Genomic DNA, 23105 nt, shown 5'->3' with positions numbered 1-23105 from the left:
GATGATCTCGGTATGATTTGGGTGTGGCTGCCTGCGGCGTTTGCGCAGGCGGAGGGGGGGATGCGGCAAGAGGGCCTGGTCTCGATGATCACCGGGACCGGCCTGGTCGTTCAGCTTGTTCTCTATATTCTCATCGGCTTTTCCGTCATCAGCTGGGGCATCTTGTTCTACAAGTTTCGCCAGGTGCAGCAGGCGCGCGGGCAGTCGGAGCGCTTCATCGAGGTGTTCTGGGATACCAAGAACCTCACCAACATCCACACCGCCAGTCAGGATTTCAAGCAGAGTCCGGTGGCGCAGGTATTCCGCGCGGGTTATCAAGAGTTGGTGCGGCTGACGCGCTCGAAGCGCCAACCTAACCCGGGCGAGGTCATGACCACGGAGTTGGGCGGCATCGAGAACGTCGAGCGCGCCATGAAGCGCGCCACCACGCAGGAGCTGACGCGGCTGGAGAAGGCACTGACGTTCTTGGCGACCACGGCCAGCAGTACGCCCTTCATCGGGCTGTTCGGTACTGTGTGGGGCATCATGAACGCCTTTCGCGGCCTCAGCGCGGCACACTCGTCGAGCATCCAAGCCGTGGCCCCGGGCATCTCCGAGGCGCTGATTGCGACCGCGGTCGGCTTGTTCGCAGCCATCCCTGCGCTGATGGGTTACAACTACTTCGCCCGGCAAATCCGCGTGCTGCATGCCGACATGGAAAACTTCGCCTCTGAATTCCTCAACATCGCCGAGCGTCACTTCCTCAAGTAATGAACCGGAGAACGAGGCAGGCGGGAAACGAACGTGGCGGGATTTGACGAACGCGGCGGCAGCAGCATCTCGCAGATCAACGTCACGCCGTTGGTCGACGTGATGCTGGTACTGCTGGTGATCTTCATGGTGACGGCGCCGATCTTGCAACAAGGCGTGGCCGTCAATCTTCCCAAAGTGCGCGCCGCCGCCCTGGCCGGGGAGGAGCAACAGCTGGTCGTCGCGGTCGATCCCAAGGGCCAGGTCTATTTGAACGACACCGCCATCAAGGAAGCCGACCTGGGCACGAAGCTGCAGGCGATTTTGAAAGAACGCCCGGATCGGCAGGTGTTTCTGCGCGCCGACCAGAACGTGCGCTACGGCGCGGTGGCACACGTGATCGCGACCATCAAAGGCGCTGGGGTGGAGCGCTTGGGGATGGTGACCGAACCACCCACCGAGTCCAAGTGAACCCTGAGCATCCGGTAATCCTGCACCATGCCGAGTGGGATCGTGGTCTGTCCTGGATGGTGCTGCTGTCTGCGCTGGCGCACGCCGGCGTGCTGGTGTTGGTGATGACGTTGTCGCCCCGTTTCACGCTGCGCCCGCGCACGATCACGGCGTACACGGTCGATCTAGTCAGCTCCGATCAGCTGGCGGGTACCAACCTGGTCGCGGGCGGCAAAGGCAAGATGCAAGCCCCGCCCAAGGTCGAGCCCAAGCCTGCGCCCCCACCGCCACCGCCGAAGGTGGAAGAGGTGAAGTCAGCTCCGCCGCCGCCCCAGCCGGAAGCCAAGCCGGAACCGAAGAAGCCGGAGCCGAAAGTGGAGGAGAAGGCCGTTGCCGTGGCCGCGGCTACCCCACCGCAGCCTGCACAGCCCACGCCGACGCCGGTGGTGCAGGCGAAAGCCGAGGTGGCAAAGCCGGCGGAAGCGGCGAAGCCGGCGGAGGTTAAGCCGAAGCCGCAGGCGAAAGCGGCACCCGTTGCCGCGGCGCCAACTGCGCCCAAGAAGCCGGCGGGTCCGCCGACGCCGACCAAGGAAGAGTTAGCGGCGCGCGAGCTGAACGAACGCATCGCCAAGGCCGTCGAGCGCGTCAAGAACGAGGGCGCAACCGCCAGCGCCGGCACGGGCAAGGCCGGGGAGAAACCCGGCGGTCCGATCTCGGTCGGACCTGGGGTTGGGCCCGGGGCCGGCATTGCCATGGGCGTCGAGTACATCATTTACCGCGGCCAGTTGGAGGCGCGGCTCAAGGAAGCCTGGGCCTGGGCAGGCGCCGAACGCGAGCTTGAGGCGATCGTTCGCTTCCGCATCGGCGACGAGGGCGAGGTCTCCGACGTGCGCATCACCCGCGCCAGCGGCAATGCCAGCTACGACGAATCGGTGTTGCGCGCAGTACGGGCGGTTAATCCCCTGCCGCCGCCGCCGGGAGCCTACCGCAAGGAGTTCTCGGACGTAGAGATTTCCTTTACGCCCGCGATGCAGCTGTGAGGGATGGGATGACGCAGACGCGAGGTTGGTTAGTGGCAACGGTCCTGGTCGGCATCGGCGCGCTCGCGCCGCTGGCGGCCCAGGCGCAGACCAAGCTGTCCGTGACCGGCCCGGGCTCGCACAGCTACCCGATCGCAATTTCGCCGCTCAAAGACCTGTCGCAAAACGGCGCCGGGGCCAAGCTCGCCGGCGAATTCGCCGATATCCTTTCACGCGACCTGGAGTTGGCCGGGCTGTTCCGCATCATCGATCGGCAGGCATACATCGAGCAGCCCGAGACCTCAGGCATAACCGCCGAGCAGATCAACTTCGCCAACTGGTCGGTAATCGGCGCGCTGGCCTTGGTTAAGGGCAGCCTGCAAATCTCCGGCGACGAGCTGACCGTCGAAGTGCGCCTGTTCGACGTCTTCCAGCAGCGCCAGCTGGCCGGCCGCCGCTATCGTTATTCGCCCCCCCAGATTCGCCGGATCGCCAACCGCTTTGCCGACGAGATCATGGAGGTCTTTACCAACGAGCGCGGCCCGTTCGATTCCCGCATCGCCTTCGTCTCCACCCGCGGCGGGCGGTTCAAGAACATCTACGTGATGAGCCCCGACGGCGGCGACTTGCTGCAGGTCACCAGCGGCAAGACCATCGATCTTTCGCCCTCGTGGAGCCCTGATGCGCGCTCGTTGCTCTACACCTCCTACAAGAAAGGAAACCCGGACCTCTACTTGCTCGACCTCATCGGCGTACGCGAGGTGCGCCTGTCGGCCGAAAAAGGGCTCAACCTCGGCGGCAAGTGGTCGCCCGACGGCTCGCGCTTAGCGGTGGCGCTGGAAGATCAAGGCAACTCCGACATCTTTCTGCTCGACCGTGAGGGCCGGCTGATCCGGCGGTTGACCGAGCACTGGGCAATCGACGTATCGCCGTCGTGGTCGCCCGACGGCCAACGCCTGGCGTTTTGCTCCAACCGCTCCGGTACCCCGCATATCTACGTCATGCATGCCGACGGCAGCGGCGTCACGCGCATCAGCCACGAAGGCAACTACAACACCTCGCCGGCGTGGTCGCCCAAGGGCGATCGCATCGCGTACGTCGGCCGCAGCGGCCGCTTCAACATCTTCACGGTCAAGACCGACGGCAGCGGCACCAAGCAGATCACCAACGGCGAAGGCAACAACGAAGATCCCAGCTGGGCGCCCGATGGGCGCTACCTGGTCTTCAGCTCGACGCGCGGCGGCGCGTCGTTGCTCTACGTGACGGATCAAAACGGCACCAGCCAAGTTCCGTTGACGCGTGGGGGTGGAGATGATACTAGCGCAAGCTGGTCGCGTTGGTTGGAATGACGCTCGCAAAGACGTCGAGCGAAGGGGGTTTGTGATGGGTCAGCGACTGATTCCATTGGTTGCAGTTGGACTGGTGCTCGCTCTGGTCGGAGTGGGCTGTCCCAGCAAGAAGAAAGTTGGCGAGGGCGAAGGCGGCATCGCCGGGCTTGGCAGCGAAGAAGGGCTGGCGGGTGCCGGCAGCTTGGAGCGGCACGGCGCCGGTCTGGCTCCCGGGGCCGAAGGCCCGCTGAAGGACATCCAATTTGCCTTCGACTCCTTCGAACTGGACGAAGCCGCGCGTCAGGCGCTCCGCGAGAATCACGATTGGCTCAAAGACAATGCCAAAGCGAAGGTCGAGATCGAAGGCCATTGTGACGAACGCGGCACGGTTGAATACAACCTTGCCCTCGGTGCCAAACGCGCCCGTGCGGCGAAGGACTACCTCGCCACTCTCGGTGTCAGCAGCGATCGCCTCACCACGATCAGTTACGGGGAAGAGTTGCCGATTTGCCGCGATCATGACGATGCGTGTTGGGAGCGTAACCGGCGCGTGCATTTCGTCGTCTTGGCCGAGTAACGTGCGCCGCGCCTTCCACTCCCTCGCCCTCGGGCTACTCGCGGTCGTTGCCAGCGGTTGTTTCGCCACGCGCGCCGACCTGCTGAAGGTCCAGAAGGACCAGCGCGAGGTTCGTGCACTGCTGGCTGACACCCAGGTCGCGGTAGATGGGTTGCGCCGTAAGCTCGATGCGCTCAAGAGCCAGCTCGAGGAGTCGAACCGTGGCGGTGGTCGCGGGGCTGCTCGCGGCGGCAGCAAGCCCACCGAAGAGCTGGAGCGCCGGATTGCGGAATTGGAGGCGAAGCTGGCGGCACAGGGGCAGCCGGGATCATTGGTGGCACCGCCGCCAGTGGCTGGCGAGCAGCCCGATGCAGCGGCGGTGCAACCGACACCGGAGCCCACCAAACCCGCAACCCTGGCCGACGCCGCGCTGGCAAAGGAAGAAGCCGCGTTCGAGGGCGCCAAAGTGGATGACGACTACCGCGACGGCATCGCCTTGGTGCGGGCCGGCCAATGCGATCAGGCGACGCCGAAATTCCGCGCCTTCTTGAAGAAGAACGCCAAGTCGGACTTGGCCGACAACGCGCAATATTGGGTCGGTGAGTGCTACTATCGCCAGCGCAACTACAACAAGGCCATCCTGGAACTGAACGACGTGCTGTTGCGCTACCCCAAGGGCGACAAGCTACCGAGTGCGCTGCTGACGCTGGCGTCTGCCTTCGAGGATATGGGTCAGAAGATCGAGGCCAAGCTGGTGTTGCAGAAGTTGGTCAGCGATCATCCGAAGTCGGAGGAAGCCGAGCGCGGCCGGCAGAAGCTGCAAGCCCTGAGTGATTGACGGCGGCGGCAGACGGCCGCGGCGGTATCGGTTGCTCTCAATTTATGCTCGTGCTGCGGCATCTCGAGCACGTGGAGCGGCGCTTTGTCGCTCCCGTGGTGACGCTGGGGAACTTCGACGGAGTTCACTGCGGGCATCAGGTGATCCTGCGGCGGGCGGTGGCCACCGCCCGTGAGCAAGGCGGTCAAACCATCGCCATTACCTTTTGGCCGCACCCCTCGGCCGTCCTCGCCCCCACGCACGCGACCGCGCTGATCATGAGCCTGCGCCAACGAATCGAACTGATCGCGGCGTGCGGTGTGGACGTGATTATTGCGCAGCGCTTCAACCAGCGCTTCTCCAACATCACCGCGGAAGACTTCGTCCGCCGCCTGGTATGCGGCCGGCTGGGGGCGCAGCGGATAGTGGTCGGCCACCGGGTCAGCTTCGGTCACGCGCGGGCCGGCAATGCCGAGGTGTTGCGGCGGCTGGGCGCGGAGCTGGATGTGGGGGTCGAGATCGTCGAGCCGATCCTGGCCGGCGACCATCTGGTGAGCAGCAGCGCAGTGCGCCGGGCAATCCGCACCGGACACCTGGAGTTGGCGCAGCAGCTACTCGGCCGGCCGCACACGATCGCCGGCCGTGTGATCCACGGGCATCACCGTGGGCGCAGCATCGGCTTTCCGACCGCCAACTTGCGGGTGCGCTACGCCATGGTGCCGCCCGACGGGGTATACGCGGTGCGCGTACGCCACCGCGGCCAGTGGTTTGCCGGCATCGCTAACATCGGCTTCAACCCCACCTTCGAAGACCGTACCCGCAGCATCGAGGCCCACATATTTGATTTCGAGGAGAGCTTGTATCGCCAACGGCTCGAAGTGGCTTTCGTCCGGCGCTTGCGCGGCGAGCAGAAGTTTCCTACCCCGCAAGCGCTGGCGGCGCAGATCGAGCGCGATGTGGCCGCGGCGCGCGCCGCTCTGGCACAAGCGTAGCCTAGTGACGAACCGGCCTGCGCCGATGCGACCTTGCGGCTCACCATAGGCGAGATGCGTACATGAAATGACCGCTGCCGCTTTCTGCACCACCATCGAGCGCGCCAACGCACGCCAGCGGCTCGATCGCTTTCTCACCGCGCTCGGAACCTGGGGCAGCCGTTCGCAAGTGCAGCGGCTGATCACCGAAGGCTGGGTGCGCGTAGATGGGAAGACAGCAAAGCCAGGCGCCTTGCTGCGCTGCGGCCAACGTGTGGCGGTGCAGGCTGCGCCGCCGCCGCCGATACCGGTTGGCGTGGAGCCCGAGGCCATCGCCCTCGACGTGCTGTACGAAGACGATTGGCTGCTCGTCATCAACAAACCGGCCGGCCTCGTCGTTCATCCGGCACCCGGAAACTGGCAGGGCACCGTGGTGAGCGCACTGCTGCACCGCTGGCAGGGGCGACCAGCCGACCTCGACCCCTTGCGCCCTGGCATCGTCCACCGGTTGGACAAGAACACCTCCGGGGCGCTGGTGATCGCGAAAGACGCCGTCACCCTCGCGGCCATGGCCGAGCTGTTTCGGTCGCGCGAGGTGCACAAGGAGTACCTCGCCTTGGTGTGGGGAAGATTACGGCAACAACAGGGTCAGATCAGGCGGCCGATCGGACGCCACCCTGTGCAGCGCCAGCGCATGAGCGTGCGCGCCAGCGGCCGGGCCGCGGTTACTGGCTACGAAGTCATCGGCCAGAGTCGCCTGGCGAGTCTGCTCCGCGTACGGCCAGAGACCGGGCGCACTCATCAGATCCGGGTCCACCTGGCAGCGATCGGCCACCCCATAGTCGGCGACACCACTTATGGAGGCGGCGGCCGGCGAACCGAGGGGATACCCGTGCAGCGTCAAGCGTTACACGCCGCGGCGGTCAGCTTTCGCCATCCGCAGACGGGCGAGGTGCTGAGCATTTCGGCGCCTCTCCCCGACGACTTGCGGCAATTGCTTGACCATTTGGGTGTCACTCCCTTGACTTGCCGGGGGGGTTTCAGTACCGTTGCGACTCAACACGCGCCAAGGCTCAGTGGCACCGAGCACGACGCCCGCCTCGGCATAGCCCGTATATCACGCCGCGCATCTCCAAACTGAGATTTTGGGAGAAGAGAGGAACATACTTATGGCCGACGAAGCCGTCGGAAGACAAAGAGCGCAGGGCGGGGGAGCACGTCCGGAGCGCCGCCGTCGCGGGGGCGACTCGGCGCACGGCCACCAGCACGGCGGCGATGGCGGTCAGCCGCAGCGCTCGCAGCCCGCGGTGCAGGTTACTCCTCCACCCGAAATCGTCACCCCGGAGGAAGAGAGCGCCCCGCCACCGTCGCGCGAGAACGCGCTCAACCTCAAGGAACTGAAGGAAAAGAAGATCAACGAGCTGGCGCAGATCGCAAAGAACTTCAATGTTGAAGGCGCCGCCAACATGCGCAAGCAGGAGCTGATCTTCGCCATCCTGGGAGCGCAAACCGAACAGAGCGGATACGTTTACGGCGAGGGCGTGCTCGAAATCTTGCCCGATGGCTTCGGCTTCCTACGCGCCCCGGATTACAACTACCTGCCGGGGCCCGACGACATCTACATCTCCCCGAGCCAGATTCGCCGCTTCAACCTGCGCACGGGCGATGTCGTGTCCGGCCAGATCCGGCCGCCGAAGGAGGGCGAGCGCTACTTTGCGCTGCTCAAGGTCGAGGCCATCAACTACGAGGAGCCGGAGAAGGCACGCGAAAAGATCCTCTTCGACAACCTCACGCCGCTCTACCCCAACGAACAGCTCAAACTCGAACATAGCCCCAAGGAGTTCACCAGCCGCTTGATCGATCTTTTTACCCCGATCGGCAAGGGCACGCGCGGTCTGATCGTCGCGCCGCCGCGCACGGGCAAGACCATGATGCTGCAGCACATCGCCCACGGCATCACGCAAAACCACAAGGAGGTGGTGCTGATCGTGCTGCTGATCGACGAACGGCCGGAGGAAGTCACCGACATGCAACGGTCGGTCAAGGGGGAGGTCATCAGCTCCACCTTCGATGAACCGGCCACCCGCCACGTCCAGGTCGCAGAGATGGTCATCGAGAAGGCCAAACGGCTGGTCGAGCACGGCCGCGACGTCGTCATCCTGCTCGATAGCATCACCCGGTTGGCACGGGCCTACAACACCGTGGTGCCACCGAGCGGGAAGATCCTCTCGGGCGGCGTCGATTCCAACGCCCTGCACAAACCCAAGAAGTTCCTGGGCGCCGCCCGCAACATCGAGGACGGCGGCAGCCTGACCATCATGGGTACGGCCCTGATCGACACCGGCAGCCGCATGGACGAGGTGATCTTCGAGGAGTTCAAGGCCACCGGCAACATGGAAATCCACCTCGATCGCCGCCTGGTCGACAAGCGCATCTTTCCCGCCATCGACATCAACCGCTCGGGCACGCGCAAAGAAGAGCTGCTGCTCGGCCAACAAACCCTCAGCCGCGTCTGGATTCTGCGCAAGCTCTTGGCGCAGCTCAACCCGGTCGAGGCCATGGAATTCATCATCGACAAGATCGAGGACTCCAAGACCAACTCGGAGTTCCTCGACTCGATGAACCAGTGAGGACCGGGCCCCCGGTTGCCTGTCGAATTCCCTTTCTGTTATCTGACTGGCTCGGACCTTGGAGAGGAGACCATTTATGGAAGTCAGCATGAAGCAGCTCCTGGAGGCCGGCGTTCACTTCGGCCACCAGACGAGCCGCTGGAACCCGAAGATGAAACCCTACATCTTCGGCGCCCGCAACGGCATCTACATCATCGACTTGCAGCAGACGGTGAAGCTGTTCGAAAACGCTTGCAACTTCGTCCGCGACCTGGCGGCGCAAGGCGGCAACGTCCTCTTCGTCGGCACCAAGAAACAGGCACAGGACGCGATCAAGGAAGAGGCCGAACGCTGCGGCATGTTCTACGTCAACACCCGTTGGCTGGGCGGCACGCTGACCAATTTCCAGACCATCAAGCAGAGCATCGACCGGCTCAAGAAACTCGAAGAGACGCTCGAGAGTCCGGAGATGGCCGAGGCCCTGACCAAGAAGGAACTGCTCAACGTCGCCCGCGAGCGCGACAAGCTCCTGATCGCCCTAGGCGGGATCAAGAACATGCGCAAGCTGCCCGACACTCTCTTCGTCATCGACCCCTCGAAGGAAGAGATCGCGGTGAAGGAAGCCAACAAGCTGCATGTTCCGGTGGTGTCGGTGGTGGACACGAACTGTGATCCGGACATCATCGACTACAAGATTCCCGGCAACGACGACGCCATCCGAGCGATTCGGCTGTTCTGTGCCGCGATCGCCGATGCCGTACTCGAAGGCCGTGCGCTGGCCGAGGAGCGCGCCAAGGCGCAGAGCGTCGAGGCGCCGGCCGAGAGCGCCGCGCACGAGGCGGCGGCTGCCGCCAGCGAAGGGGGAATGGTGCAGTGAGCGAAGTCAGCGCTGCCCTGGTGCGCGAGCTACGCGAGAAGACCGGGGCCGGAATGATGGATTGCAAGCGCGCGCTGGCCGACACCGGCGGCGACTTGGAAAAGGCAATTGTGTCCCTGCGCGAGAAAGGGCTGGCGGCGGCGGCCAAGCGCGCCACCCGGGTCGCTAGTGAAGGAGTGGTGGTAACGGCGGCGGCCGCCGACAATGCCGCCGGTGCGATGGTGGAAGTGAACTGCGAGACCGATTTCGTCGGCCGCACGCCCGAGTTTCAGGGGCTAGCTCAGCAGGTGGCCGCGCGGGTGCTGGCCCAGGGGCCGGAGGCCGACTTGGGCGAGTTGATCACCGCGGCGATCGCCAAGACCGGCGAGAACATCGTCGTGCGTCGTGCGGTTCGCTTCGCCCCGGCCGCGAGCGCCGGCGCCAGCGGCATCATCGGCTCGTATATCCACGCCGGCGGCAAGATCGGAGTGCTGATTGAAGTGACCGGCCAGGGCGCCATCACCACGGCCCCGGACGGTCCGATGCTGATTCGTGACCTTGCCATGCAAGTGGCCGCCGCCAATCCGCGCTACGTACGCCGCGAGCAAGTGACGGCCGAGGTGCTCGACAGCGAGCGCGCCATCTACCGGGCACAAGCCGCCGGCTCCGGCAAACCCGAGCCGGTGATCGACAAGATGGTGGCCGGCAAACTCGAGAAGTTCTTCAAGGACGTGTGCCTACTCGAGCAGCCGTTCATCAAAGACCCCGACCGTGCGGTCAGTGCCTGGCTTGCCGAGGTGGTCAAGCGGGTGGGCGGCTCGCTGACGGTTCAGCGCTTCGCGCGCTTCCAGCTCGGGGAGCAGGCCGAGCAGGCGGCGTAATCCGTGGCTGCCGCGCCTGGCCGAATTGCCGCTACGCCGCCGGCCGGCGCTCTGCGCTACCGGCGCGTGCTGCTCAAACTGAGCGGTGAGGCCCTGCTCGGCCAGCAAGAGTTCGGCATAGATACGGGGGTGCTGGCAGACATTGCTGCCGAGCTCGAAGAGGTTCGCGCCCTCGGGGCCGAGATCGCCATCGTCATCGGCGGCGGCAACATCTTCCGCGGCGTGGCCGGTACCAGCCGCGGCATGGACCGGGCCACCGCCGATTACATGGGCATGCTGGCCACCATCTTCAACGCCCTGGCACTACAAGACGCGCTCGAGCGCCGCGCGGTCCAGACGCGGGTGATGTCGGCGATCGAAATGCAGCAGGTCGCCGAACCCTACATCCGTCGCCGCGCCACGCGCCACTTGGAGAAGGGCCGTGTCGTCATCTTTGCAGGCGGCACCGGCAACCCCTTCTTCACCACCGATACCGCCGCCAGCTTGCGGGCCGCGGAAATCGGAGCCGAGGTGATGCTCAAGGCCACCAACGTCGACGCCATCTATGACGCCGATCCGCGCACGCACCCCGAGGCCAAACGCTTCACCGAGTTGACCTACCTGGAGTGTCTCAGCAAAGAACTCAAGGTCATGGACGCCACGGCCTTCTCCCTGTGCAAGGAAAGCCAACTGCCGATCGTGGTGTTCAACCTCTCAACCCGCGGCAACATCAAGAGGGTGGTGGCCGGCGAGGCGGTCGGCACCATTGTGCGGTGATGATTGAAGATATTATCGAAGAACTACGCAAGGAAATGGAGCACACGCTCGGCTCGCTGCGGCGCGAGTTCGGGCGCACCCGCACCGGGCGGGCAGCGGCCTCTCTGCTCGACGGCATCATGGTCGAGTACTACGGCACGAAGACCCCGCTCAACCAGCTCGCCGGCATCAACGTGCCGGAGGCGCGGCTGCTGGTGCTCCAGCCCTATGACAAGGGAGCCCTGCACGAGATCGAGCGCGCCATCCAACAGTCCGATCTCGGCCTCAACCCGCTCAACGACGGCAAGATCATCCGCATCCCCATACCCGAACTGACCGCCGAGCGTCGCAAGGAGCTGGTCAAACACATCCACAAAGTGACCGAAGAGTTCCGCGTCTCGATGCGCAATCACCGCCGCGACGCCATCGACATGCTCAAGGTGCTCGAAAAGGACAAGGAAATCACCGAGGACGATCTGCGCCGCGCGCAGGAGAGGGTGCAGCAGATCACCACCGACTACATCGAACGTGTCGACAAGGCGTTGAAGACCAAGGAAGCCGAGATCCTGGAGGTCTGAACCCGTGATCGAGCGCCCCGAGTTGGATATGGCGCGTCTGCCCCGCCACGTCGCGATCATCATGGACGGTAACGGGCGCTGGGCGCAGCAGCGTGGCCTCAGTCGCGTCGAAGGGCACAAGTGCGGCAAGGACTCGGTGCGCGCCGTGGTCGAAGCGGCCCGCGACCTCGGTATCGAGTACCTCAGTCTGTACGCCTTCTCCACCGAGAACTGGCAGCGGCCTCGCAGCGAGGTCAGCGCCCTGATGGGGTTGCTGCGGCGTTACCTGCGCACCGAACTCAAGAAGATGATAGAGCGCGACATCCGCCTGATTGCGATCGGCGACAGGTCCCGCCTGCCCGCCGCCGTGCAACGCTACCTGTCCGAGGATATCGAAGCCACCAAGAACAACCGCGGCATGACCGTCATCCTTGCCGTCAGTTACGGCGCCCGCGCCGACATCGTGCAGGCGGCGCAAGCTCTGGCGCACGAGTGCGCCGCCGGGCGGCTCGAGCCCGACCGGATTGATGAAACCATGATCAGTGAGCATCTCAGTACGGTAGGTATTCCCGACCCCGATCTGCTGATTCGGACCAGCGGCGAGATGCGGGTCTCCAACTTCTACCTGTGGCAGATCGCTTACAGCGAGATTTACATCACCGAGACGCTGTGGCCGGACTTCCGCGAGCGGGAGTTCTGCCAGGCGCTGGCCGAGTACCAGCAGCGCGAGCGCCGCTTTGGGCGCGTGGCCCAGTCCGGCGAGCAAAGGGAACGGCTGCGTGCTGCGCGCTAGGCTTGCGACTGCCGGCGTCGTCATCCCGCTGCTGATCGTGGTCATTCTCTACGCTCCGCCGTGGCTGTTCGCCGCGGTGGTGGGCGGGATTGCCGCCTTCGGCGTGGTCGAGTACTTCGCCATGGCCTTCCCCGCCCAACTTGGCAATCGAGTGTTCGGCATCGCAATGGGTTGGATGTTCGTCGGCGCGATGGCGTCCGCCAGCCCCGAGTGGGTGGCCATGGCGATGGTCATCGCGTTGGTGGTGGGCCTGAGCTGGACCCTGCTGGCCCGCCCCGATTTCGAGAAAGGCCTGGCTGACCTCGGGTTCACTTTTCTCGGAGCGGCCTACGTCGGCGTGCTGTTGCCCTACTTCATCTGGCTCTGGCGTGAGCCGCAGGGGCCGTACTGGGTCATCTTCCTGCTCGCGGTCGCGATGGCCGGCGACAGCAGCGGTTACTTCGTCGGGCGCGCCGCTGGCCGGCACAAGCTGATGCCGCGGGTGAGCCCCGGAAAGACCGTTGAGGGCGCACTCGGCATTCTGGCCGGCAACGCCCTCGGCGGAGGCATGGCCAAGCTGGTTGTGCTGCCCGAGTTGAGTTGGGCCGAGGCCCTGGTGATCGCCGTGGCCGCCGGTGTACTGGGACAGGTGGGTGACCTGTGCGAGTCGATGATGAAGCGGACCTTCACCACCAAGGAGTCGGGCTGGCTCTTCCCCGGACACGGTGGGGTGCTCGATCGCATCGACAGCCTGGTGTTCCCGGTGGCGCTGCTATACTATTACGTCAACCTGTATCGTTAGAGGGGACTGAGGAGTTGCAATGCTCGCCAGCCTTTTGCCCGCTGTAATCGTTTTGGGTTTTCTCATCCTGGTCCATGAACTCGGTCACTTCCTGGTCGCCAAGCGCGTTGGAGTGCGAGTGCTGCGCTTTTCCATCGGGTTCGGCCCGCGGTTGTTCGGTTGGCGCCGCGGCGACACCGACTACCAACTCAGCGCGATTCCGCTCGGTGGCTACGTCAAGATGGAGGGCGAGGACTCGGACGAGGAATTGGACGAAGCCAGGAAGCTGGTGTCGTTCTCGCACAAGCCGGTGAGTCGCCGCTTCGCCATCGTCTTCGCCGGGCCGGCCACCAACCTCTTCTTTGCCTTCGTCATCTTCTGCGTCACTTTCGTCGCCTTCGGCGTACGCACGCCGAGCAACCAGGCCAAGATCGGCGGCCTCTCGCCCAACATGCCGGCCGTCCAAGCCGGGCTGGAGGTTGGCGATGTGGTGCGCGCGGTCGGCGAGCGCAACGTGACCACCTGGGAGGAACTCTCGCAGGCCATTCGTCAAAGCGGCGGGCGCACGCTGACGCTGACCATCGCTCGCGCCGGCGAGCAACGCCAGATCACAGTCACACCCAAAGAGGTCCCCAACCGGACGATGTTCGGCGAGGAACTCGAAGGCCAGGTCTATCTCATCGGTATCGAGCCGGGCGTCGACGTGAGCAATGTCGGCACGCTCGAAGCCATCGGAATGGCCGGGGAGCAGACCGTGGTCTGGACCGGCACCATCCTGGTCGGCCTCGCCAAGATGGTCGCCGGCAAGATTCCGACCCGCGAGATCGGCGGGCCGATCGAGATCGTCCGCCAAGCCGGCCGTCAGGCGTCGATGGGAATCGAGTTTCTGCTGATGTTCACGGCCGTGATCAGCATCAACCTAGGGGTACTGAACCTGTTACCGATTCCGGTGCTCGACGGCGGACACTTGTTCTTCTTCGCCATCGAGGCGCTGCTGGGCCGGCCGATTGAGCTGCGCTACCGTGAGCTGGCGCAACAGGTGGGCCTGTTCGTGCTGATTGCCCTCATGCTGTTTGCTTTCTACAACGACCTCACCCGCGTGCTGCAAGGCTGAAGCGGTGAAGTCCGGCACTGCGTAAGCTACGGCGCTTGCGAGTTCGGCGGTGTGGCTACTCGGAATTGATACGGCCACTTGGACAGCGAGTGTTGGTATTGCTCGCGACGCCGAGGCCGTCGCCGAGCGCACCCGGCGCACCGAAAGCAGTCACGCGCCGACGCTCATCCCGCTGATCGCGGAGGTTTTGTCTGCTGCTGGCATCACGATGAGTGATGTCGGGGCCGTAGCAGTCTCAGCCGGTCCGGGTTCGTTCACCGGGCTGCGCATCGGCCTCGGCACGGCCAAGGGGCTGGCCTACGCCAACCGTGCCCGAATTGTAGCGGTCCCGACATTGGCGGCGCTGGCACGCGCCGCGGGGCCGCGTGACGGCACCGTGTGCAGCATCCTCGATGCGCGTAAAGGCGAACTCTACGCCGCCGCCTTTTATTGGCGCAACGGTGGGCTCGTCGAGTGCGTGCCGGCACAGGTTGTCACTCCGCAACAGCTGCCGCGGATCATCACCTCGCCGTGCACTTTCATCGGCGATGGCGTCGAGCCGTTCGGCGATCGCTTGCGCGAGCTGTTCGGCGACGGGGCCACGCTTATGTCATTGGACCAAGCCCCTCCGGCCGGCGCGGTGGTGGCGCAGATGGGCTGGGAGCGGCTCAGCGCCGGCGTCGATGATGCATTGGCGAGTCTGGAGCCGCACTACGCACGGCCCTCGGAGGCCGAGCGCAAGGCTGGTTAAGCCACGAAAATGCCGGGAGTTACGCCGAATCAGTTGCATTGACAGCAACGGGAGCGCGCGCTAGGTTCCGGCCACCTGCCGCCGGAGATGAGACATGGAGAAACACGAGGAAGAATTGATTCGCAGCCTGCTGGAAACGGACGCCGAGCTGCGCCGTTACTACGAGGAACACCTCGCGCTCGAAAAGCAGCTCGCCACCTATCAGCACAAACACTACCTCACCCCCGAAGAAGAGGTGGAGAAGAAGCGGCTGCAGAAACTCAAACTAGCAGGTAAGGACCATATCGCCGAGATCCTCAACAAACACCGTTCTCACTGAGCCCCCATGCGCCACACCATCTCTGTTTTGGTCGAGAACGAATTCGGCGTCCTCTCCCGCATCGCCGGGTTGTTCAGCGGGCGCGGGTTCAACATCGAGAGCCTGACAGTCGCCGAAACGCTCGACCCCACCGTGTCGCGGCTGACGCTGGTGACACGCGGCGACGATAAGGTGCTCGAACAAATCACCAAACAACTCAACAAGCAGATCAGCGTCATCAAGGTCATCGACTTCCTCGAAACCAAGCACGTCGAGCGCGAGTTGGCCCTGATCAAGGTTAGCGCCAGTGAAAAGACCCGGGCCGAGGTGATGAATATCGTCGACATCTTCCGCGCCAAGGTGATCGACGTCGGCCCCCAGGGCTACATCGTCGAGCTCACCGGTGACGAGGAGAAGATCAACGCCATCATCGAGTTGCTGCGTCCGATCGGCATCAAGGAGATCGCCCGCACCGGCAAGGTCGCCATGCACCGGGGCGTGCAGCTCCTCACTGAAAGTGAGGACAAGGAGAAGGCGGCCTGAACGTTTATTCCGACAGCGACGCCGATCTTCAGTTCCTCCACGGCAAGAAGATCGCGGTTATCGGATACGGCAGCCAAGGCCACGCCCACGCCAACAACCTGCGCGACAGCAATCTTGACGTGGTCGTCGGGCTGCGGCGCGACGGCGGCTCGTGGGCGAAAGCAGCTGCGGCCGGGCTGCCGGTGATGGAAACGGCCGCTGCGGCGCAGGCGGCCGACGTGATCATGGTGCTGCTGCCGGACGAGCAAGGCGGCGAGATCTACCAGCGCGACATCGCCCCTGGCCTGCGCGACGGCAAGTACCTGGCCTTCGCCCATGGCTTCAACATCCGCTTCGGGCAGATCGTGCCGCCGGCCGGCGTCAACGTCTTCATGGTGGCCCCAAAAGGACCGGGGCATCAGGTCCGCAGCGAATTCCAGAAAGGCCGCGGCGTTCCTTGCCTGCTCGCGCTGCACCGGGACCCCTCACGCGACACCAAGCAAGTCGCCCTGGCCTACGCCAAGGGCATCGGCGCTACCCGCGCCGCAGTGATCGAAACCAGCTTCAAGGAAGAGACGGAGACCGATCTCTTCGGCGAGCAATCCGTGCTCTGCGGCGGGCTGACCGAGCTGATTCGCGCCGGCTTCGAAACTCTGACGGCCGCCGGCTACGCGCCCGAAATGGCGTACTTCGAGTGTGTGCACGAGGTCAAGCTCATCGCCGATCTCATTTACGAGCGCGGCATCGCTGGCATGCACTCCTTGATCAGCAACACCGCCGAGTACGGAGACATGACCCGGGGCAAGCAGGTCATCGGCCCGCAGGCGCGCCAGGCGATGAAGCAGATCCTGGCCGACATCCAAAGCGGCAAGTTCGCCGATGAATGGATCACCGAGTACCGCTGCGGCATGCCACACTTCAAGGAGCTGCGCCGGGAAGCCGAGAATCACCCGATCGAGAAGGCCGGGGCCAAGGTCCGCGCCCTGATCCCCTGGCTCGCTCCTGGCCGGTAGGCCGCCGTCTTTCGGGTGGAGCCGCGCCCGCCAACCCCGCTACGATACAATTACGCTCATCTGCGCGCCGTGAGCCCTGATCCCGCGGCTCGCACCCGGCCGGAAGCCACGCGGTCGTGTTGGCATCAGACTGCCCCAAACATGGCCGCGATCATGGTGGGCACGTCGGCCATGTCGAGCACGTTGTCCGCGTTGACGTCGGCGGCGATCTGCTGGGCCTCCGACGGCTCATCGAGCTGCAACAGGAAGCGCAACAGCTGGACCAGATCGTCGGTACGCACCACACCGTCCCCGCTCACATCACCGGCCAGGTACACGATCTTGCCGCCGATGATCGTGGCGACGGTCTTCAGATTGCGGATCTGATCTGCCGCGACCGAGTACAGATCCCCCGACCACACGTCGAAATCCGCGAACTTGCCCTCCTCAATCGAGCCCTTGAGGTTGTCTTCAAATGCCGCGTAAGCCGATCCCATGGTGTGGGCGCGCAACGCTTCGCGGATCGTGATCCGCTCATTCGGCGTCAGCACCGCACCGCTCTTGATCTGGCGCGTCACCGCTGCCCACAGCGTCAGCTGCGGCGACAGTTCCGGCACGGTGGGAAAGTCCGACCCGAGCGCGAGCCCTATGCCTTGGTCCAAGAAGCTCCGCAGCGGCATGAGCCGCTCCGCGCGCTCGGGCCCCCAGGTGCTGACCAATGACTCGCCGCTTTCGTAGAGGACATGGGGCTGCGTTGACACCACTACCCCCAGTCTCTTGATGCGTTCGATTGCCGCGGCGGTGGGGATGGCGGCATGTTCGAGGCGGTGCCGGTGATCGGCGCGCGGGGTTTCAATGAGCGCCTCTTCGATCGCGTCGAGCGCCAGGTCGATGGCGCGGTCGCCCATGACGTGAAAGGCAATCTGATGCCCGGCCTGGTGGAGACGCTTTACCACGGCCTTCAGCGTGTCGGGATCCCAGGTGGGCAGGTCGTACGAAGGTCCGGGATGTGGCTCGTAGGTGTACGAGGTCGGTGCCTGCCCGTCGAGTAGGAACTTGCTGCCGCCGTATGCCAGCATCGGGCGCGCGAACACATGCGTTTGCTGGATCGCGATGGCCGCATCCTGTGCCCGCTCGATGGTGAACAGCAAGTAGCCGCGCAGCTTCAGCTCGTCCTCCGCCTGTTCATAGGCCTGCAAGCGCACCAAGCCGCGGGTGTTCACGTCCTCGAAGGTGGTGATCCCCTCCGCGACAAATCGGTCCTGGGCGAACTTGATGGCGGCTACCAGGCCCTCGACCGTGAGCGGCGGGAAATACGCCCGCACCAGATCCATCGCCGGATGGTTCCACAGCCGCCCGGTGGGCTGGCCCGTTTCCGGGTGCTTCTCGATGATGCCACCAACCGGGTTCGGCGTATCGGCATCGATGCCGGCAATGGCCAGGGCTTGACTGTTAGCCGTGGCGAAGTGGCCGCCGATGCTGTTGAGGAAGACCGGATTGTTGGGTGACACCGGGTCGATGTCCCAACGGGTGGGGACGCGCCCATCGGTCAAGGTGAAGAAGCCGTCGCCAATGACCCATTCGCCCGGTTGCACCTGGCCGACGCGCTCGGCGATGAGCGCCACAATCTCGGCGATCGAGTCTACCGGTGGGCGCAGGTTGACGAAATCGTGCTCCACCTGACCATAGACGGCGAGGTGGTTGTGCGCGTCGATCAACCCCGGCGTAACCGTCTTGCCATTGAGGAACATGAGCTTGGTCCCGCGCCCAGCCAGCGCCCGCACCTGCAAGTTCGACCCCACCTTGGAGATCAGACCGTCCTTGACGGCGACTGCCTGCGCGATGGAGTCGGTGGCGTCGACGGTGATGATCTTGCCGTTCAGCAGGACCAGGTCGGCCTCCTCGGAGGGCTGCGCCTGCACCGTGGGGCGTCGCCACCCGCCTGCAGACATCAGCAGCAACTGAGTTGCAACGAGCGCCGGCATCACAAGTAGTCGGACAGGCCATCTTTGCCTCATATTCCCTCCGAATACCCGAGCACGAAGAGCCGGCACGATGCCGGACCTCATCCATTGACTACCTCTAGCACGGCGCGACAGGCAGCCCCGCCTGGATTCGGTCATGCGTCAACTTGACGAAGGTCACGCCGCGGTGGCTCGACGGATATGTTCTCTGTCTGCTGACCGCTCGGCTAGTTCATCGAGCGGGATCTGCGGGCGGATTGTGGGCCTTTCGGCTTACGGGCTTACGGCCTCCATCCGATCGAGTGCTTCCACCCGCAACTGCTCTTCGGCGCTGAAATGCTCGGCGCGCAGGGCCGCCAGCGCTTGCTCCCGCGCTGCGGCCGTCAGCGTGGCATCGGTATCGAGGCGATGTTTCTCGGTACGGTAGTCATCCAGCCGGCGCCGCCACTCGGCTTCTTCGCGATCGAGCGCGTCCAGTCGCTCGGCGGCGTCGCGTCCGAAATGCTGCTCGCGCAGTGCCCGAACTTCGTCGGCTGACGCTCCCGCCTCGCGCAGTTGCTGCTCTTCGCGGCCGAGCGCCAGCACCGCCAGTGCTTCGCGCCGCCCGCTGCTAATCGGCTCGGGCAGTTGTTGCTCGAGCTCGGCTAGCTGGCGCTCGCGCTCCGCCGGCGCCAGCGTGGTGTCCGCCAGCACCCGGCGCCGCTGCACGTCGAGTCGCTGGACGGTTTCCTCCTCGCCGAACAGGGCCGTGGCATCCGCCTCGCCGAAGGTGTCCACGCGAATCCGATGTAACTCGTCGAGGCGTTGCTCCAGCTCCTCGGCTGCACCCGCTTGCGCCAGCGCCCGCACCTGCTCGCGGTACGAGAGATAACGATCGAGCAGCGCCACCGCCTCGCCCGCCCCGCTTGGCGGCAGTCGCTTTTCGATTTCGGTGACGAGCCGGCTACGCAGGCGAGCCGGCGACTCCTCACCGCTGGCGCTCAAGAAGTAATCGAAGAACCAGCGCAGGCCCGGCGTGACGACCAGATGCCCGTTCTCATCCACGCCGAGCCAGCCGTCGACCTCGGTTCCTTGCAGCGAAGCCGGCAGCTGCGCCGGGGGCTGCTCAGGCTCCGGCGTGGGGCGCTCACGCAACGGCGCCGAGCGCGCGGCTGCCAGCGGCCGGCGCGCCATATGCGCCGGGCGTGCCGAGGCGCTCTCGGACCTGACAAGTTGTGACGAGCGCTGGTTGGTAGATCGTAGCAGCCGGGCACCAGCGAGCATCAAAGCGATGGCGGCCGCCATCGCAATTAAGGCTACAAGCTGGCGCCGGAGCCGTGACATCGCGGTAATGCCTGGGTGCCTGCTGATACCGCGGTAATGAACTGTACCGGGGCGGCTCTCGTGCCGGAGTCGCGCGCAAGGCGCGGCTCCGGCACCCCCCTTTTTCTAGAGCCCCGCGTTCTTCAGCCGATTGGCGTGAGCGCGGAAGACCGTCTTGGGATCGCTTTCAAAGGCTGAAGTCAGCCCGAGCACCTGGTTCACCTCATCGAGGTGATTCATAAAGTAGTTGTCGCGCAGCACGGTGCCCAGGTGCGAGCTGCAACGGCCGACCAGCCCGTCGTTGGCCTCGCTGTAGAAGAACGAAGACAGCCCCAAGGCCGGGTCGGAGACATCGAGCGCGTTGGTCAGTATGCCCGTACCCGACCACGAGTAGTAGCGCACACCACCGACGCTGGCGGCGCCGCTGCCGCAAGCAGTGGTCGGTACGCCGCGCGGATACTTGGCGTTGAACGCTGCCAGACCCGTGCTCGTCAGCGAGTCGAGCGCGGCCACGGCGTCCTGCGGATTGCTGCTGCCGGAGAGCAACCCGAGCACGGTGCCGAGCGAGTTGGCGAAGTAGGCCAGCACGTCTTCAGTGAACGACCCGCCCGAGACATGGCTGCGCAAGTAGTTGGCCAAGTCGGCGCCCTTGTGCGGGCTACCGACGCTGGTGACGGAGGCCACCAGGTCCGGGCGCACCGCGGCGACGTAGCGCACGTCGAGCCCGCCGTGGCTGTGGCCGATCAAGTGTACCTTGGCTTTGCCGCTGACCGCGATGATCTGCTTGACCTGGGCCAGCAACTGCTCGCCGCGTTGCTCGGTCTGGTTGAACTGACTGACTTGCGTGACGTAGACCTTCGCGCCGCCGTCCTGCAATGCCCACGGAATGTTGTACCAGTACTCGTAGACCCCAAACAGCTCGTCGAAGCCGGCCATGCCGTGCGCCAACACGATCGGGTAGTTGGTCTTGGTGTACGAGCACCCGTCCCACCAGTACCAGCACAGCGCCCCCGCCGGCCGCGCCGCCATGGCAATCATCCCCAGCAGCGCCAGCGCAACCGCCGACGCCCTCAACCCTGTCCGCATAGAATCCCCCTTGCTCGTTGTTGGTTGATCACCTGCTGCCACGTTCGGACGCGCGTTTACCACAGCGCGCGAGAAGCTGGCAAGAAAAAAACGCAGTGGCGAAAATTTTTCACTGTCGATGATCTTGTGCACAGCACTTGCGGGGTGCGCGCGCGAGCGTTTGCGGCTCACGGGCGCACCGTGCTACTCGGCGCCGAGGTCATTGCGTGCCGCGTGAGGCCGCGGCAGATTATCTCGCGCTCAGCTTAGCGGCACACGGAGAAGGTGGCTTATGGATGCATTTCGTGACCGGGTTGCGGTCATCACCGGCGGTGCGGGCGGTATCGGTATGGCGATGGCGCGCGCGTTTGCCGCGCGCGGTGCCAAGCTGGTGCTCGCCGACCTCGATGAGGCGGCGCTGGCCCGCGCCACCGGCGAGCTCACGGCCGCGGGCGCGCAGGTGCTCGGTGTCGCCACCGACGTCACTCAGCTCGCCAGTATCGGCGCGCTCGCCGAGGCGGCGCGCCGGCGCTTCGGCGCGGTTCACATCGTCTGCAACAATGCCGGCATCGCCATCTTCGGCGAGGTGCGGCAAGCCACCCACCAAGACTGGGAGTTCACCATGGGGGTGAACTTCTGGGGCGTGGTGCACGGGGTGGAGACCTTCGTGCCGCTGTTGATCGAGCAAGGCGCCGGCGGTCACATCGTCAACACCGCTTCGATGGCCGGGCTGGTCGGTATGCAATGGCTGGGGATCTACTGCGCCTCGAAGTTCGCCGTGGTCGGGTTGAGCGAAGCATTGCAGCGCGAGCTGAAGCCGCACGGCATCGGCGTCAGCGTGTTGTGCCCGATGATCGTGGCGACCGACATCAACGCCAACTCGATGCGCATGCGCCCAAAACGTCTGCGCAACCCCGGCCAGGATGCACCCGTCGCCGAGAGCAACCCGCCGGCTGAGGTTCCCGCCGACGGCCTGAAAGGTGGCGTCATCCAGCCCGAAGAAGTTGGCCGGCGAGTGGTGCGCGCCATCGATCGCGGCGACCTCTACATCGTGACGCACCCGGAGCAACGCGAGTTCTTACGGCGGCGGGCCGCCAAGCTCGACGCCATGTTCGAGGAGGGCAACTGGTGAAAGACCTATTTTCGATTCGCGGCAAAGTGGCGCTGGTGACGGGCGGTTCGCGCGGCATCGGCCTGATGATCGCGCGCGGTTTCGTCGAGAACGGCGCCAAGGTGTACATCTCGTCGCGCAAGCAAGCGGTGTGCGACCAGGTTGCCGGCGAGCTGTCACATTACGGTACCTGCTTGTCACTACCCGCAGACTTGTCGACCGAGGCCGAAGCCAACCGGCTGGCCGAGGAGCTGGCGGCGCGGGAATCGGCGCTGCACATCCTCGTCAACAACGCCGGCGCTAACTGGGGCGCGCCGCTGGCCGAGTTTCCCGACTCGGCCTGGGACAAGGTGCTGGCGCTCAACCTGAAGGGGGTCTTTCATCTCACCCGCGCCCTGGTTCCGTTGTTGGAACGGGCGGCGCAGCCGGGTGATCCCGCACGCGTCATTAACATCGGCTCGATCGACGGCTTGCGGGTGCCGCTGCTGGAAACCTACGCCTACTCGGCCAGCAAGGCGGCCGTGCATCATCTCACGCGCGTGCTCGCCATGCGGCTGGCGCCGCAGCGCATCACGGTCAACGCCATCGCGCCGGGGCCGTTCGAGAGCAAGATGATGGCAGAGACGCTCACCCGCTTTCGCGACGCCATCGTCGCTTCCTGCCCGCTCGGCCGCATCGGCGAGCCCGAGGACATGGCCGGCGCGGCGATCTTCTTGGCCTCGCGTGCCGGCGCCTACCTCACCGGGGCGGTAATCCCCGTTGACGGCGGCATTTCGACCAGATGACAGCGCCGGAGTACGCCATTTTGGGAATTGCGGTGGCGTATCGCACGAGGGTTTCCTTCTCCCGGATCTGACCCTGCCCGACTTGTGGCCTCTGGACACGGAGGTTGGATTGCGGTAGACGTACATGCGTGACGGCGGTGGTGGAAGCGGCGGGGTTGGTT

The 23105-nt window shown here is 64.9% G+C and carries 25 protein-coding genes; 22 read left to right on the top strand and 3 right to left on the bottom strand.

Annotation, left to right across the window (positions count from 1 at the left end):
• Positions 1 to 60 precede the first annotated feature (60 nt).
• The 20 genes from tolQ (at position 61) to ilvC (ending at position 16738) form a co-directional block, all read left to right on the top strand.
• Positions 61 to 750, top strand: a complete 690-nt coding sequence (gene tolQ, locus HY699_18560) for a protein TolQ (GenBank protein MBI4517813.1) — start codon at positions 61 to 63, stop codon at positions 748 to 750.
• A 102-nt stretch (positions 751 to 852) separates the two neighbouring features.
• Positions 853 to 1200, top strand: coding sequence for a biopolymer transporter ExbD (locus HY699_18555; protein MBI4517812.1), 348 nt, complete (start codon positions 853 to 855; stop codon positions 1198 to 1200).
• Positions 1197 to 2219 (top strand): cell envelope integrity protein TolA, encoded by a 1023-nt coding sequence (locus tag HY699_18550; GenBank protein MBI4517811.1) that lies wholly within the window; start codon positions 1197 to 1199, stop codon positions 2217 to 2219. The genes HY699_18555 and HY699_18550 overlap by 4 nt, the downstream gene beginning before the upstream one ends.
• 8 nt (positions 2220 to 2227) lie before the next feature.
• The gene (tolB, locus tag HY699_18545) at positions 2228 to 3547 is read left to right on the top strand and encodes a Tol-Pal system beta propeller repeat protein TolB (protein ID MBI4517810.1); all 1320 of its coding nucleotides are present in this window, start codon (positions 2228 to 2230) and stop codon (positions 3545 to 3547) included.
• A 34-nt stretch (positions 3548 to 3581) separates the two neighbouring features.
• Positions 3582 to 4103 (top strand): peptidoglycan-associated lipoprotein Pal, encoded by a 522-nt coding sequence (gene pal / locus HY699_18540; GenBank protein ID MBI4517809.1) that lies wholly within the window; start codon positions 3582 to 3584, stop codon positions 4101 to 4103.
• A 1-nt stretch (position 4104) separates the two neighbouring features.
• A complete protein-coding gene (gene ybgF / locus HY699_18535) occupies positions 4105 to 4920 on the top strand; it encodes a tol-pal system protein YbgF (GenBank protein MBI4517808.1) in 816 nt (271 codons plus the stop codon).
• Positions 4921 to 4964: 44 nt separating this feature from the next.
• Entirely contained in the window at positions 4965 to 5891 is a 927-nt protein-coding gene (locus HY699_18530; protein MBI4517807.1) for a bifunctional riboflavin kinase/FAD synthetase, read from the top strand.
• A gap of 67 nt (positions 5892 to 5958) precedes the next feature.
• Positions 5959 to 7011 (top strand): RluA family pseudouridine synthase, encoded by a 1053-nt coding sequence (locus tag HY699_18525; protein MBI4517806.1) that lies wholly within the window; start codon positions 5959 to 5961, stop codon positions 7009 to 7011.
• Positions 7012 to 7039: 28 nt separating this feature from the next.
• Positions 7040 to 8500 (top strand): transcription termination factor Rho, encoded by a 1461-nt coding sequence (gene rho, locus HY699_18520; GenBank protein MBI4517805.1) that lies wholly within the window; start codon positions 7040 to 7042, stop codon positions 8498 to 8500.
• Between the two features lie 76 nt (positions 8501 to 8576).
• Complete coding sequence (rpsB, locus tag HY699_18515) at positions 8577 to 9356, top strand: 30S ribosomal protein S2 (protein ID MBI4517804.1); 780 nt, start codon at positions 8577 to 8579, stop codon at positions 9354 to 9356.
• Complete coding sequence (locus HY699_18510) at positions 9353 to 10216, top strand: elongation factor Ts (protein MBI4517803.1); 864 nt, start codon at positions 9353 to 9355, stop codon at positions 10214 to 10216. Before rpsB ends, HY699_18510 begins: the two co-directional genes overlap by 4 nt.
• 51 nt (positions 10217 to 10267) lie before the next feature.
• Positions 10268 to 10972, top strand: coding sequence for a UMP kinase (locus HY699_18505; protein MBI4517802.1), 705 nt, complete (start codon positions 10268 to 10270; stop codon positions 10970 to 10972).
• Positions 10972 to 11529 carry a ribosome recycling factor gene (gene frr / locus HY699_18500; protein MBI4517801.1) on the top strand — a complete coding sequence of 186 codons (558 nt, stop codon included), beginning with the start codon at positions 10972 to 10974 and terminating at the stop codon, positions 11527 to 11529. The genes HY699_18505 and frr overlap by 1 nt, the downstream gene beginning before the upstream one ends.
• A 28-nt stretch (positions 11530 to 11557) precedes the next feature.
• Entirely contained in the window at positions 11558 to 12301 is a 744-nt protein-coding gene (locus HY699_18495) for an isoprenyl transferase (protein ID MBI4517800.1), read from the top strand.
• Positions 12288 to 13082 (top strand): phosphatidate cytidylyltransferase, encoded by a 795-nt coding sequence (locus tag HY699_18490; protein MBI4517799.1) that lies wholly within the window; start codon positions 12288 to 12290, stop codon positions 13080 to 13082. The genes HY699_18495 and HY699_18490 overlap by 14 nt, the downstream gene beginning before the upstream one ends.
• 19 nt (positions 13083 to 13101) lie before the next feature.
• A complete protein-coding gene (gene rseP, locus HY699_18485) occupies positions 13102 to 14175 on the top strand; it encodes an RIP metalloprotease RseP (GenBank protein MBI4517798.1) in 1074 nt (357 codons plus the stop codon).
• A 49-nt stretch (positions 14176 to 14224) separates the two neighbouring features.
• Positions 14225 to 14905 carry a tRNA (adenosine(37)-N6)-threonylcarbamoyltransferase complex dimerization subunit type 1 TsaB gene (tsaB, locus tag HY699_18480; GenBank protein MBI4517797.1) on the top strand — a complete coding sequence of 227 codons (681 nt, stop codon included), beginning with the start codon at positions 14225 to 14227 and terminating at the stop codon, positions 14903 to 14905.
• A 94-nt stretch (positions 14906 to 14999) separates the two neighbouring features.
• Positions 15000 to 15224 carry a DUF465 domain-containing protein gene (locus tag HY699_18475; protein ID MBI4517796.1) on the top strand — a complete coding sequence of 75 codons (225 nt, stop codon included), beginning with the start codon at positions 15000 to 15002 and terminating at the stop codon, positions 15222 to 15224.
• Positions 15225 to 15230: 6 nt separating this feature from the next.
• Complete coding sequence (gene ilvN, locus HY699_18470; GenBank protein ID MBI4517795.1) at positions 15231 to 15746, top strand: acetolactate synthase small subunit; 516 nt, start codon at positions 15231 to 15233, stop codon at positions 15744 to 15746.
• Complete coding sequence (ilvC, locus tag HY699_18465; GenBank protein MBI4517794.1) at positions 15743 to 16738, top strand: ketol-acid reductoisomerase; 996 nt, start codon at positions 15743 to 15745, stop codon at positions 16736 to 16738. The genes ilvN and ilvC overlap by 4 nt, the downstream gene beginning before the upstream one ends.
• Before the next feature lie 125 nt (positions 16739 to 16863).
• Here ilvC and HY699_18460 read toward each other — a convergent pair whose 3' ends face one another.
• From HY699_18460 to HY699_18450, 3 genes are all read right to left on the bottom strand, one after another.
• Positions 16864 to 18669, bottom strand: coding sequence for an amidohydrolase family protein (locus tag HY699_18460; GenBank protein ID MBI4517793.1), 1806 nt, complete (start codon positions 18667 to 18669; stop codon positions 16864 to 16866).
• Positions 18670 to 18954: 285 nt separating this feature from the next.
• A complete protein-coding gene (locus HY699_18455; GenBank protein MBI4517792.1) occupies positions 18955 to 19965 on the bottom strand; it encodes a lipase chaperone in 1011 nt (336 codons plus the stop codon).
• A gap of 144 nt (positions 19966 to 20109) precedes the next feature.
• Entirely contained in the window at positions 20110 to 21069 is a 960-nt protein-coding gene (locus tag HY699_18450; protein MBI4517791.1) for a triacylglycerol lipase, read from the bottom strand.
• A gap of 271 nt (positions 21070 to 21340) precedes the next feature.
• On the opposite strand from HY699_18450, the gene HY699_18445 reads away from it, so the two are divergent.
• Together HY699_18445 and HY699_18440 are read left to right on the top strand one after the other, a co-directional pair.
• Positions 21341 to 22180: an SDR family NAD(P)-dependent oxidoreductase gene (locus HY699_18445; protein ID MBI4517790.1), complete on the top strand. Its 840-nt coding sequence runs from the start codon at positions 21341 to 21343 to the stop codon at positions 22178 to 22180.
• Positions 22177 to 22944: an SDR family oxidoreductase gene (locus HY699_18440; GenBank protein MBI4517789.1), complete on the top strand. Its 768-nt coding sequence runs from the start codon at positions 22177 to 22179 to the stop codon at positions 22942 to 22944. Before HY699_18445 ends, HY699_18440 begins: the two co-directional genes overlap by 4 nt.
• The last annotated feature ends 161 nt before the right edge of the window (positions 22945 to 23105 follow it).

The organism is Deltaproteobacteria bacterium (assembly GCA_016210005.1).
GTDB lineage: Bacteria > Desulfobacterota > Binatia > HRBIN30 > JACQVA1 > JACQVA1.
Note: the sequence above shows the minus strand (reverse complement) of the source record. Positions and strands in the feature narration are given on the sequence as shown.